This window comes from uncultured Thomasclavelia sp. (assembly GCF_944324745.1).
Taxonomy (GTDB): domain Bacteria; phylum Bacillota_I; class Bacilli_A; order Erysipelotrichales; family Coprobacillaceae; genus Thomasclavelia.
Genome location: NZ_CALUXO010000066.1, coordinates 1 through 13,113, shown reverse-complemented (window position 1 = coordinate 13,113; position 13,113 = coordinate 1). Strand labels below are relative to the sequence as shown.

Genomic DNA, 13,113 nt, shown 5'->3' with positions numbered 1-13,113 from the left:
TTGCAGGCATATTAAATCAACCAATAACCAATTATTATCTGACATCCAAGCAAATAAAAATGATGCTAACTCGATAGCAATATCAAATTAGCACCATTTTTTTCTTTTTAACTGCCAAAGACAGGTTATATAGTAAATACTGTCAATATCAAATATATACAGTTTACAAAAAAATAACAACGAGTTTCCTCGTTGCCTATTTCCTAATTAATTATTATAGTCAGATTTTTTTAAACAAAAATATTAGATGTTAAAACATCAAATTTTGAGCATTTTTATTCTTGATGACTAAGTTGAAATTTATTGCGCATCATGTCAGCAAATTCTTCAATATAATAGGTTGATTTATCTTTTTTCCAAAAAGCACAATAATTACGTTGGATCAATCGTTCATTACGATAAAGCGGAATTGTTTTTATTCCCTCTTTTTCTTGCTGAGGCTTTTTTATATGTTCAATTGGCATAATTCCCCGATTCATCATTACCATTAATCGGCCTTCTTCAATATCATTGACAAATAAATATTTACATTTTAAACCAATAATATTTTCATAAAATTCTTTTTCGGTTTCCTGTTGCTCTAAAGTAGCTACTAAGATACAAGTCTCTTTTTTTAAGTCATTTACATCAAGAATCTCCTGTTTACTTAAAGGGTTATTAGTAGAAACTTCTACACAACAATCCATATGTAATAAATGATAATTAATAAAATCATCACTAAAAGAGCGCCGTTGATCACTAATAGCCAAATCAACTGTTTCATCCATTAGATGCTTATATAATTCTTCATGATTACCTCTAACTAAATTAATCGTAACATCAGGATATAAAGATGCAAAATCTAATACCGCTTCTTTAAACTCTTTACCATCATAACCACGTAAATAACCAACTTTTAATAAACTATCATCTTCCTCTAATTCCTTGGTTTTTTTACATAAATCATCAACTTCAGCTAAAATATCTTTACAGCGATAGTAAAAATATTCTCCGGCTGGTGTCAATGAAAAAGATTTTCTTTTTCGAATTAATAATTTTACTCCAAGTTCATCTTCTAATGCCTTTATTTGTTGCGAAATGGCTGATTGGGAAATATAACATAATTCAGCCGCCCGAGTAAAACTTTGAGTATCAACAACAGTGATGAAATACTGCATCTGCTTGAACACTGGCATTCTCCTTTCGTAAATAAAAAGCTACTTTTATTGTACAAAAAAACTTCAAATAATTAAAGACAAAAAACTAGAACCATAAAATGTTCTAGTTTAATATGTATCTGCTGATGAAAGTAGTAACTTCCAACAATCATTAATTTTTACTAATTCGATTGTTTGTTTTAAAGACCACCAATGCTTACTACTACCAAAAACTGCTGCTAAAACACGACTGCAACCAACTAAAGTAGCTTTATCTCCATTTATTTTGATTTTAAAATGATGATCTTTAACTTGATAATAATTAAGAACACCAGTTTTGATGGCTTCGATAAATTCTTGTTTGTTTTGTTTCATTCCAGTCATATGAATTAAAATAAATTGATCGTGTAAGATCGTATTTAATGTAGCAACATTTTTATCAATCATTGACTGATACATTAATAAATATAATTCTTTTAACTTATTTTCTTCCATCTTGGTTATTTTTCAAAAGTTTTTGCTACTTCTTTTAAGTGTTCAATAATTGGCAGATGCTGTGGACAAATTCGTTCACATTGACCACAATGAATACAATCAGAAGCTTTGCCTTTACCTTTAGTATGGACTCCATAATAGTAATCACTATTCCAATCATTAAATTGAACTTTAGCATTATAGCAGCTAAACAAATCAGGAATTGAAATATGCATTGGACAACCATCAGTGCAATAGCGACAAGCGGTACAGGCAATCCCGCCAAGCTTATCAAATACTTCTCGAACTTTGGCAACGGCTTCAAATTCTTGACTAGTAAACGGTTTAAAATCTTTAAAGTATTTAAGATTATCTTCCATTTGGCTTAAAGAACTCATCCCTGATAATACTTTAAACACACCATCAAATGATGCTGCAAATCTTAAAGCATAGCTGGCATAGCTGTTATTATCCCCTAACTGATCAAATATCTTTTTAGCTTCATCTGGTAAATTAGCTAAAGCACCACCTTTGATTGGTTCCATAATTAAAACTGGTTTATTATATTTACGAGCTACTTCATATACTTTTTTACTTTGAACTCCTGGACTTTCAAAATCAATATAGTTAAATTGAATTTGAACAATTTCAATTTCTGGATGTTCTGATAAAATTTGCTCCAAAACATCAGCTGTATCATGAAATGAGATTCCCAGATGTTTAATTTTACCTCCAGCTTTTAATTCCATAGCTATTTTATAAGCATTACATTTTTGAAAATGTTGATAAATATCTTTGTCTTGAGCATGCATCAAATAATAATCAAAATATGTTACCCCACAAGCTTCTAATTGCTTTTCAAATAAAGGGCGAATATCACTTTCTTGATTAAAATAATGAACTGATAATTTATTGGTTAGGACATAACTATCTCGTGGATAACGAGCCACTCAACAATCTTTTAAAGCAATCTCGCTTTTTTCGCTCATGTAACCATGAGCTGTATCAAAATAATTCAATCCAGCTTCCATATATTTATCAATCATTAAATTAAACTCTTGATAATCAATTTCATTATCTTTCATTGGTAAACGCATGCATCCAAATCCTAATTTTGACATTTTTATCTACTCCTTTATTGTTTTTAATCCATCTATGATCATTTGATGATCCTCATTTGGTCTTAATCCGGTTACCGCAATAACTCTGATCATTTTTCCTTTAACGATTAACGGGAAAGCGCCACCACATAGAGCATATGTTTCATCTTCAATGCATTTATCGTATTGATGACTTTTTATATTATCTAAAAAAGCATAATACGAACTATGATGGGCTAAATTTACCATTTTTTCCTTACGATCTAGCCAGCTTTTGGCTCCCTGATATTCTAAACCATCCATATAATATTGAATAATTGGTTCATCATTGATAGTAATTTTGATTCCTATTTTTTTATCAGTTTTTTTAGCTATCGCTACGATATTATTTACTAATTTTAGAGCCTGATCACGATTAAAATTATCAAATGAATAATCATCTTCCTGTTTTAAAATCAATGCTTTGTCTGGATGATTTCCTTTATTTACAAAATGTTCATAATAATTTTCCATTTCTAGGCCTCTTTTCCCATTTGATAAGCAATATTATAAGCCTCATGATTTTTAGCATCACCCAAATGAAAAGCACCAGTACCATAAATAATTCCTTTTTCATCAACCGTTCTTAATACTTTAGTAAATCCTCTTAATGATTCAATCGTTCCGGTCATTTGTTCATGATCAGGAGAACCACTGGTAATTAAATAATAAACATCTTTTCGTTTATTACTATTTCTTATTTCAAATTCTCTAGCAAATATTCGATCGATCAGTAACTTCATTTGAGCTGAAACGCTATAAAAATAAACCGGTGTTGCCAGTAGCCAAATATCAGCATCGATCATCTTTTGAATAACTAAATTAGCATCATCTTTTCTTACACATTGGTTATCATGACTACGACAATATTCACATGCTAGACATGGTGCAATGTTATAGTCATTTAAATTTACTTTTTCAACTTCAATTTCGGCTTCTTTGGCTCCTAAAGCAAACTGGTTACATAATTCTTCACTATTCCCATTTCTTCGTGGACTCGAAGAAATAATCAAACATTTTCTTGTCATATTATTTCACCTCATTATTCTTAATTGTAATTGGATATCCTTATTAAAAAAGAAATTACCAAAAAGATAATTTCTTTATCATCCTATAAACACATCCGATAAATTTCTAGACAATCTTCTTGTGTTAATGGTCGATAGGCCCGAGGTAATGAAGATTGACCATAGCAGGCTTTAACTTTCATTTCATCAAACTTACTATCATCAATTCCTAATTCTGATAAATAAACTGGTAAACCTAAATCTTCTTTAATAAATTTTTGTAAAGCCTCAATTGTCTTATAAGCAACAGCAACTTTATCACCAGTATCTTCTACGTCCATGACATTGATACCAAAGCGTGCAAAATCATCAGCTACCGTTTTATCACGGTCTAATAAAAATTTCATCCATTTTGGCATGATGATGGCTAAACCTAAACCATGTGTTAAATCATAAGATGAAGAAAATTGTTCCAAAGCATGCAATGAAGCTTGGGTTTTGAATCCTGAAGTACAGAAACTATTTAAAGCCCAACTAGCAGCCCATAACATCGTAGCTCTGGCTGTATAATTTTCAGGTTCTTTAATTGCAATAGGTAATTGTATCTTAACAGTCTTTAATAATGTTTCGACAACATTAAATTGTAATGGATATTTTTCACTATTGACAAAATAGTTCATATCAAATAAATGAGCCATAATATCAAACCCACCACAAGCTGTTTGCCGAGCTGGAACAGTAAACGTATTTGTTGGATCTAGAAACGCAGCTTTAGGACGAATTGGTTCTCCATTAATACCACTTTTAATTCCTAAATCAACATTGGCAATAACACATGATTTATCCATTTCACTTCCTGTAGAAGCAATAGTTGGCATTGCAATTACGGCCAAAGCATCTTTCCAGGCTACTTTTCCTTCAACCAAATCCCAAATATTATTACTTTCAGATAGAGATGTAGCAGCAATTGCTTTACAACAATCAATTGTAGAACCACCACCGATTGCCAGTGTTGTTTGAATTCCATTTTCTTTACACATCTTAACCCCGCGGTTAACAGTAGTGTGACGCGGATTAGGTTCTACAGCTCCTAGTTCATAAACTTCAATATTATTAGATTTTAATTCATCGATAACTTTTTGATATAATGGGGAACTTTTAATAAAATCACCACCATGGGCAAGCAAAACTTTATCACCATATTTTAATACTTCTTCATGTAAATGTTGTAACTGATTTTTACCGAAATAAACTTTTGTTGTGTTTTGAAATTGAAAATCGTTCATCTTTAATTCCTCTCTTTCTTTACACTAATATTATATTTAATGATTTTCTGACTATCAATTTTACCTGCTAATCTAATTAATAAGAAAAACTAATTAATCATCAGTTTTTCTTATTAACTACGATAACTTTTAGTTGGGTTATTATGAATTTTTTGAATTATCCAAGGCTTAATATTTGTATTAGAATTATAGTCAAAAAGGAGAGCGTTATGAAAAGAGGAATCTATTATTTTATTGGCTTAAATTTAATTGCATTTGCAGTAGTCCTAAATATCCGTTATAACTTAGGAGTGGCGGCATTTAGTTCGGTTATGTATTCAATTTCAAAGATATATCACATCAGTTTAGGGACAGCTTCAATTATCTGTTACCTGTTATTTGTTTTGATCCAATGTCTTTTATCGAAAAAAATCACTATTCCCTATCTCTTAGAAATACCTTTATCATTTGCTTTTGGCTGGTTGATTGATCTATATGACTATATTATTCCAGAGTTATATTTTCCCATCATCGTAATTTTAATTTTATTTGTTTTAACGATGTTTATAACCTCATTAGGGGTATATCTATCAGTTAAAACTGATTTAGTTTTAACCCCAACTGATGGCATTGTTAAAACTATTGCTGAAGTTTTTTCGTTACCTTTTTCATTAGTAAAAAATAGTTTTGATATTTCTTTAGTAATCATTACTATTACATTATGTTTGATCAACAAGACCCCATTTTATGGTATTGGTATTGGTACGATCTTAACGGCATTATTTATTGGACGAATCATCAAAATATTTGAAAAACATCTACCAATAACATTTAAAAAAAATCCTTAAAAAGGATTTTTTATACTCCAAAATAAGTAGCGATTTCATCCATTCGAGCCATTTGATCGACTTTAAAAGGACAACGATGATTACAATGGCCACATTTTAAACAATCACTGGCTTTCTTTTCTAAATGAAGATAATGATCTTTAGCTAAAGTATCACCTAATAAAGCTAAATCATAGTATTTATTAATCAAAGCAATGTCTAGTTTAGCAGGACAAGGATGACAATGTTTACAATAAACACAATTGCCTAAATGTTCAACTTGATTAAATGAAGCAATGATCGAATAATCTTTTTCACTATCACTGGCATCAAGATATTTTAAGACATCATCTAGATCCTGATGATTTCTAATTCCTGGTAAAACGGTAACGACACCTGGTTTATCTAAAGCATATTGAATACATTGGCTGTGGGTCAAAGCGTATTTAAACGGTGATTTGTTGGCATCTAATAATTGTCCGGCACTAAAAGCTTTCATTACTGAAATGGCTACACCTTCTTTTTCACAGCGTTTATATAAATCTAAACGTTCATCAGTTTCACCAATTGCATAATCACCATGATGATGATCATAAGCTGGATTGATACTAAACATCACCATATCAATAATTTTCATATCTAAAACCTGATTAACAAGCGCTGGTGTATGTGATGATAAACCTAAATGACGGACAATTCCTTTTTGTTTTAATTCTAATAAATAATCAATGATTCCGGCATCTTTAACTGCCTGAAGATCCGCCAGTTCATCTAAACAATGAATAAAACCAAAGTCGATATAATCAGTTTGTAGCATCTCTAATTGCCATTTTACTGATGCTTTTATTTTAGCCAAATTAGTTGTCCAGCCATATTCCCCAGTTTCATAATTAGCACCAAAATGAATTTGCAGATAAATTTGCTCCCTTTTTTCTTGAATGACTTTTCCAAAAGCCGCAAAAGTATTGGCATGACCAGAAGCTAAATCAAAATAATTAATGCCATGATCAATTGCTTTTTGAACCGTAGCAATAATCTCTCCTTCACTTGCTTCACCAATCGAACTGGTACCAAAACCTAAAACACTAATTTTTTCATTTCCATGTGGTAATTTACGATATTCCATTATAACTTCCCTCCATATAAAAATAATTCAAAGTTTTTACGTTGATCATCTTTTCTTGAAGCTAATTTTTTCATTTGCAGATAATCATAAAAATGATAATTACAGCTGGTATCAGTATATAAATAAAAATTACGACACCCATTTTCTTTAAATATTCGACCAGCTAAATTAAATAAATCAGTACCAATACCCAAATGCTGATATTTTTTAGCTACTGCAAATAAGATAATCTCACCATCAAATTGTTGTTGACTATCTTTAAGCATTGCTAGACAATTTTGATGATAATTATCAATCATTGTTTGAAATTTAATAACTTGCTCATTGTTATCAACAGTTAATAATGTTTTAATTTCTTGGCTGATAATTAGCTTTGAATGATGATGGATTGATAAGACTAATAATCCAACTAAATGATCTTCATCTTTAACTAAATATAAATCAATAGCATCTTGTAAAACACTTAAAAAATAGACCTTAGATAATAAGATTCCTGATTGATAACTATCATCCATCCGATCTAATTGCCAAACATCATTGATCATTGAAATTACCAAATCAACATCTTGACTACTTACATCAGACCATTTTATTAATTGATATTGCTTTTCCATAACTCGCCTCTTTAAAGTAATATTTTTACTATTATTGTAAGCTTAGATATTAAAAATGACAAATGCTTATCTTAAAGCTCAAAACATGCTTTAAAAGCATAACCAAAGTTTATAAAAGTACGATTTTAAATAATTGATCATTAAAAAAACTGGATTTATCATAAATCCAGCTTTACTTGTTATCAACTTTTAAATTCTTCAATATTTGTAGATACACGATAATAATGATCAGTAACACAATTAATTCAATAATTAATTGATCCCGTACTATATTGACCTACTAAATAAATTCATAATCAATAACTAAATAACGTTTGATGACAAAATGTAAAAAAGCCACCGCTTTTTCTACTATATGTTATAGAACATAATAGGAATAATTGGTAATTTTATTTTAGAGAAAAAGTATCAAATTAACGGTATGTTTACTAGAGATATTTACAAGATGGCTTATATATCTTCAGCAACGGTAATTTGTTTTACCCAAAATCAGGCTATGATGGTTTTAATAATTTAAAAGAATTATATTGCATCAATACTCAATTTAAATATGTTGATGTCAACAAACCATTTAAAGCGGACGACTCTTTAGTATGTGCTTGACCAATTTCTAATATTTTAAAAAGATGTGTCACAATTCATATTTTTAGTTTAAATAGTTCGTCAATATTTACCATTCGATTTAAACACCTGATAACAGTAATGAAAAAGTAAGTAGTGATTAAAACATTAACTAATAATATCGTTGAACCAACAATAGTAGTTAAGAATTGTATACTTATCAAAAAATACTGATAATTGTGATTACAAACATGGCTGACAATCAATTAAAAAATATGCTGATATCGTTTTACATGTCATTACTAAAGAAAAAAGATTCGAAAATTGACAACTTTACTAGAAATAAGATTAAAATAGCTATAAAAATACTTATTTTTCACCGCTATTTTTATTGTAACAACAATTCTTTTTCTAGTTTCAAAAAAGCAAAAATACTAACAACAAATGGATAAAAATAAGTTGCCAGTCGATAAATAATCATAGCAGAAGTAGCTTCGATAATTCCCATATAAGGAGCAAAAACTAATAAGAAAGAAACTTCAGCTGGTCCCATTCCGGCAACATTTGGTAATATCCCGGTAATCAATAACATAATCGATGACAAGACTTGAATTTGGATAAAAGATAATTGCCCACACTTAACAACCTGAAAACAAAATAAAGGTATAGTATAGGTAAAAAATAATTTAACAAAATCAGCCAAAATTACTTTTAAACAAGTCCGAAAACTTTTAAATACTACTCTTGATTCTTGATACAGCGCGGCTAGATTATCTTTCCAATCAGCCTTGCGTTTTTGCCATTTTTCATTATCAGGTAATTTTTTCATCAGCCATAACAATAAATCTTGAATCCTGCTCCAGCTGCAAATAAGGATCAATCCAACAATAATCAATAAATAAACAACATATCCAACTAAAATATATCGAAAAAGTAGATTATTTGTATTATATAACCAATCAATATTAAATAACAGCATGATTGAAGCGTAGATAAAAACCGCAAATTTATGAAAAATACTATCTAAAATAATCAATCCAATTCCTTTACCAGCTTTGATCCCTCGCTTATATAAATAATAGCTTTGCATCGGAATCGTTCCCGCTGTTGAGGTAGCAATATTACTAAACGTTCCTAATAACGTTAATTCAATTGCCTGATGATAAGTAAATTGACTTTTTTGCGATTTAATTAAAACATAGCAGCCAAAAGCTTCTAATAACTGATAACAGCTGCCAATTATTAATAAAATAATTACATCAAATACGGTAATATTTTTTATTAATGTAATGATATTATTAAAATCACGACGAAAAACTAAATAGATAAAGAAAATAAGAATTATTATAGTAAATAAAAAAATAAAAATTTTTTTCTTAATCGTGATCATCACCTTTCATTTATCAAAAAAATTGTAAAAATTATTGAATTATGATAGAATTTTAGTATTTATGAAAGGACTGAAACGATGAATCGAACTGAACTGGCGATTGCTGAGGCATTTTGGCAACTATTAGAAGAAAAACCTTACAGTAAAATCACCGTCAAAAATATTGTTGAACGTTGTGAAATAAACCGAAATACTTTTTATTATCATTTTCATGATATTCCTGATTTATTAGATCAAATTTTAAAAAGTAGAACTGAAGCTATGATCAATAAATACGATCATTTTGATGCTTTCGTTGATTGTTTGATTCCGATTGTTGAAGACACTAACCAAAGAAAAAAAGCTATCTTAAATATTTATCATTCGACTGATCGCGATATTTTTGTCGAACATCTAAGTAAAATTGCGATGGATATCAGTAAACAATATACCGATATTTTAACTAAAGACCTTAATATTCTATCACAAGATAAAGAAGTATTAATTCGTTTTAATAAATGTGTCATTGTCGGAATCGCTTTAGACTGGTTAGATTGTGATGCCAGTTATGATTTAATTCAATCATTTGATCGAATTTATAAAATTTTAGAAACTGGCAATAAACGCCACTTTTTATTACCCATCATAAAAAATAAATCCTAACATATTATATTATATAATAACCCAACCGATAAATCATCCCTAAACAAAGAAAGGATATTGATTAGTCAATATCCTTATTTTTATTCCATAATTTTTCAGCTGTTGGTTTCCAATTTAAAGCATATTGATCACATTTAGAACATAGATGATCAACAGACTCTGGTGATTGTAAATCAGTTGAATGAGCTTTAGTTTTAGCAACCATCGCCCGCAGTTTTTCAGGATTTTCCAGCATTGGACAAGGTCTTAGCATGTTTTCATTAAAAGGCTGATTGTCATGATAAGCCATCATCATTGGTGAACGTAAAATATCTAATAAAGATTTTTCACGAATGTTGGAATCTGAATAATGAATAAATACACATGGATCAACATCACCATTGGCATTGATATGTAAATAACGCCGTCCTCCTGCAATGCAGCCCCCAACATATTCAGCATCATTTTGAAAATCTAAAGCAAATAACGGTTTAGTACTACGATAATGACGAATTCTTTGATATGTCGCTTCACGGTGTTTTGGGGTAGGCAATAAGTCTATTGAAGCATCATTACCAACTGGCATATAATGGAAATACCAGATGAAATAAACACCCAAATCAATTAATGAATCAAAAAACTCTTCCGAAGTAATCGATTCAAAATTAGCACTAGTATAACAAGCTGAAATGCCATAAACTAATTTCTTCTCTTTTAATAATTTGATTGCTTTAATCACCTGCTGGTATACGCCCTGACCCCGACGATCATCAGTAGCTGATTCGAAACCTTCCAATGAAATGGCTGGAACAAAATTACCTACTTCCAGCATCATATCGGCAAACTCTTCGTCAATCAATGTGGCATTAGTAAAACATAAAAAGACACAATCATCATGTTTTTTACATAACTTGATCAAATCTTTTTTACGTACTAGTGGCTCACCACCAGTATAAATATACATATAAACACCTAATTCTTTACCTTGATTTATAATATCATCAATTTCATCATAAGTTAGATTTAACTTATTACCATATTCAGCGGCCCAGCAACCAGTACAATGTAAATTGCAGGCACTGGTAGGATCTAATAAGATTGCCCACGGAATATTACAATTATATTTTTCGCGATTTTCATTTTGTTTAGGCCAGCCAATCATGGCTGCATTAATAAAAAAGTTAACAGCTAATGTTTTAGCAACATTTTTATCAACATCACTTAAAATACGACGAATAAAAGGATAATAAGGATGCTGGGGATCAGTAATCGCTTCACGGATTATTCTTCTTTGAACTTCAAAGTCATTAGGACTAAACTTATCAGCCCAATCCATAATTTTAACTAAATTATTATCAGGATCATGATAGACATAATCAACTAGTTTTTCTAACCCAAATTTTTCAAGATTTGTTTTAACACTCATTTTACATACCTCCAGATTTATAAAAATGTTTCATTTTCACTGATGTTTTAACTACATATTGATTCCTTACCCTTTCAAATATCAATGTCAAACTAACAATTATCCGTTGAATCAAAACATCGGTAACAGGCGCAATAATTATCAAAAAAGCCAATCCACCCACAATTATGGCAATCAACAGAATATCAAGCCATGATTCAAATCCAAATATTTTTGTATCATAGATCATCCCAAAAATATCCAACTATTTTTACAATGCCATAAAAAATTAATAAACAGCTACATAAAATACCAATACTTGCAGATATTTTGAAAGGATGCATCAAAAGAATAATCCCTAAGCAATAAAATACTATCGATATTAAATAATATCCGGTTTTAGCTACTTGAACGCGATTTTCATCACTCCCTCCTTTGCCCATTATTGTATTTTTTTTAAATCTGCTTTTAAATAGTCAATATTAGTTCTAATGCCTATTTTTTAGGCATTTATTAAAATTTGTCTAAACAAAAAAATTAAAATATCCAAATTTTAGACATTGCATATTATTTGTCTATTTCATCAATATTAATAATGATTACAATAAAAGATGTAAGGAGGATATGAGTGAAAACAATCAATATCTTGAAAAATACAAAACACAAAAAAATGGTTTTGGGTTTTTATCTTATATTGATAGTCTGTCTACTTATCAGTGAATTCTTACGATTAGTAGATAGAAAGATAAAGGAGGAATGATTTTATGTATTGGGATTTTGATTTTATTGATGAGTTTAAAAGTAATTGGAATAAACGAATTAAAAAATTTAAAATACTATATCTTATTTTAGGTATTGTAATGGTTATTGCCGGGATTTGCTGTCTAGCTTTTCCAATCCAGACTTTTACCGTCATGAAAGTGATTGTAGCGTTAGTACTCATTGGATTTGGTATTTATTCAATCGTTAATTATTGCTTAAGTACCAGCTTTTTTAAAGATCCATTTACCATTGTTCATGGTATTATTAATATCTTATTTGGTCTTATTATCATTACTACACCATCAATCATTACCGCAATATCTCTAACGATGATGTTGGCATTGATTTTAGTCTTTCATGGTACAGAAAAAATTGCTTTTGCCAGTAAGTTAAAATACTTTAATATCAGCAATACTGGTATTTATACATTCAATGGTATTTTAAATATCATCCTGGCCATTATTTTCTTTATTTTACCAATAACTTCAGCAATTGCCTTGAATTATATCATTGCAATTTATTTAATTATTAATGGTATTACGCTCTTTATCGAAGCTGTAAATATGAAAAAAATTGACTAATAAAAAAATAGGGGCTGTAACGACCTATAAAGAAAAAAAGTAGCAAAAAAACGCAAAAATGTACGAGGAATCGTACATTTTTTTGGTATAATTGAAATATGAAAACAAATAAATTATACAAGAAAGATTATAACTCATATCAACCAACATTACCACTAGATTTTACAGTTTCTTATGACGTTGATATACCCAAGAATGATATTTC

15 protein-coding genes and 1 pseudogene are annotated in these 13,113 nt (G+C 29.6%); 3 read left to right on the top strand and 13 right to left on the bottom strand.

Annotated features, from left to right (window positions below):
• Positions 1–275: 275 nt before the first annotated feature.
• The 7 genes and pseudogenes from Q0K54_RS08375 to Q0K54_RS08345 form a co-directional block, all read right to left on the bottom strand.
• Positions 276–1,169, bottom strand: coding sequence for a LysR family transcriptional regulator (locus Q0K54_RS08375; protein WP_294580125.1), 894 nt, complete (start codon positions 1,167–1,169; stop codon positions 276–278).
• 96 nt (positions 1,170–1,265) lie between these two features.
• Positions 1,266–1,631: a nuclear transport factor 2 family protein gene (locus Q0K54_RS08370; RefSeq protein ID WP_294580123.1), complete on the bottom strand. Its 366-nt coding sequence runs from the start codon at positions 1,629–1,631 to the stop codon at positions 1,266–1,268.
• 5 nt (positions 1,632–1,636) lie between these two features.
• Positions 1,637–1,888: a 4Fe-4S dicluster domain-containing protein gene (locus Q0K54_RS08365; protein ID WP_294580126.1), complete on the bottom strand. Its 252-nt coding sequence runs from the start codon at positions 1,886–1,888 to the stop codon at positions 1,637–1,639.
• A gap of 36 nt (positions 1,889–1,924) precedes the next feature.
• Positions 1,925–2,731 (bottom strand): annotated as a pseudogene (locus Q0K54_RS08360) (aldo/keto reductase); the annotation flags it as partial.
• Between the two features lie 6 nt (positions 2,732–2,737).
• On the bottom strand, positions 2,738–3,223 hold the full coding sequence (locus Q0K54_RS08355; RefSeq protein ID WP_294580122.1) for a heme-binding protein: 486 nt from the start codon (positions 3,221–3,223) through the stop codon (positions 2,738–2,740).
• Between the two features lie 2 nt (positions 3,224–3,225).
• A complete protein-coding gene (locus Q0K54_RS08350) occupies positions 3,226–3,777 on the bottom strand; it encodes a flavodoxin family protein (RefSeq protein WP_294580121.1) in 552 nt (183 codons plus the stop codon).
• An 83-nt stretch (positions 3,778–3,860) separates the two neighbouring features.
• Positions 3,861–5,042 carry an iron-containing alcohol dehydrogenase gene (locus Q0K54_RS08345; RefSeq protein ID WP_294580119.1) on the bottom strand — a complete coding sequence of 394 codons (1,182 nt, stop codon included), beginning with the start codon at positions 5,040–5,042 and terminating at the stop codon, positions 3,861–3,863.
• Between the two features lie 209 nt (positions 5,043–5,251).
• On the opposite strand from Q0K54_RS08345, the gene Q0K54_RS08340 reads away from it, so the two are divergent.
• Entirely contained in the window at positions 5,252–5,869 is a 618-nt protein-coding gene (locus Q0K54_RS08340; RefSeq protein WP_294580117.1) for a YitT family protein, read from the top strand.
• 10 nt (positions 5,870–5,879) lie between these two features.
• On the opposite strand, the gene Q0K54_RS08335 is transcribed toward Q0K54_RS08340, so the two are convergent.
• The 3 genes from Q0K54_RS08335 to Q0K54_RS08325 all read right to left on the bottom strand — a co-directional run bounded on the left by Q0K54_RS08335 (position 5,880) and on the right by Q0K54_RS08325 (position 9,539).
• The gene (locus Q0K54_RS08335; protein WP_294580115.1) at positions 5,880–6,974 is read right to left on the bottom strand and encodes an aldo/keto reductase; all 1,095 of its coding nucleotides are present in this window, start codon (positions 6,972–6,974) and stop codon (positions 5,880–5,882) included.
• The gene (locus Q0K54_RS08330; protein ID WP_294580114.1) at positions 6,974–7,588 is read right to left on the bottom strand and encodes an N-acetyltransferase; all 615 of its coding nucleotides are present in this window, start codon (positions 7,586–7,588) and stop codon (positions 6,974–6,976) included. The genes Q0K54_RS08335 and Q0K54_RS08330 overlap by 1 nt, the downstream gene beginning before the upstream one ends.
• A 949-nt stretch (positions 7,589–8,537) precedes the next feature.
• A complete protein-coding gene (locus Q0K54_RS08325) occupies positions 8,538–9,539 on the bottom strand; it encodes a lysylphosphatidylglycerol synthase domain-containing protein (protein WP_294580112.1) in 1,002 nt (333 codons plus the stop codon).
• Positions 9,540–9,617: 78 nt separating this feature from the next.
• Between Q0K54_RS08325 and Q0K54_RS08320 the strand changes: the two genes are divergently transcribed.
• Positions 9,618–10,181, top strand: a complete 564-nt coding sequence (locus Q0K54_RS08320) for a TetR/AcrR family transcriptional regulator (RefSeq protein WP_294580110.1) — start codon at positions 9,618–9,620, stop codon at positions 10,179–10,181.
• Between the two features lie 61 nt (positions 10,182–10,242).
• Here the strand turns inward: Q0K54_RS08320 and Q0K54_RS08315 are convergent, their stop codons facing one another.
• From Q0K54_RS08315 to Q0K54_RS13780, 3 genes are read right to left on the bottom strand one after another with little or no spacing between them, the layout of a single operon-like run.
• Positions 10,243–11,586 (bottom strand): radical SAM protein, encoded by a 1,344-nt coding sequence (locus tag Q0K54_RS08315; RefSeq protein WP_294580108.1) that lies wholly within the window; start codon positions 11,584–11,586, stop codon positions 10,243–10,245.
• Between the two features lies 1 nt (position 11,587).
• Complete coding sequence (locus Q0K54_RS08310; protein ID WP_294580106.1) at positions 11,588–11,815, bottom strand: hypothetical protein; 228 nt, start codon at positions 11,813–11,815, stop codon at positions 11,588–11,590.
• Positions 11,805–12,008, bottom strand: a complete 204-nt coding sequence (locus Q0K54_RS13780) for a DUF308 domain-containing protein (RefSeq protein WP_374011455.1) — start codon at positions 12,006–12,008, stop codon at positions 11,805–11,807. Before Q0K54_RS13780 ends, Q0K54_RS08310 begins: the two co-directional genes overlap by 11 nt.
• A 321-nt stretch (positions 12,009–12,329) precedes the next feature.
• On the opposite strand from Q0K54_RS13780, the gene Q0K54_RS08305 reads away from it, so the two are divergent.
• Positions 12,330–12,908 carry an HdeD family acid-resistance protein gene (locus tag Q0K54_RS08305; RefSeq protein ID WP_294580104.1) on the top strand — a complete coding sequence of 193 codons (579 nt, stop codon included), beginning with the start codon at positions 12,330–12,332 and terminating at the stop codon, positions 12,906–12,908.
• The last annotated feature ends 205 nt before the right edge of the window (positions 12,909–13,113 follow it).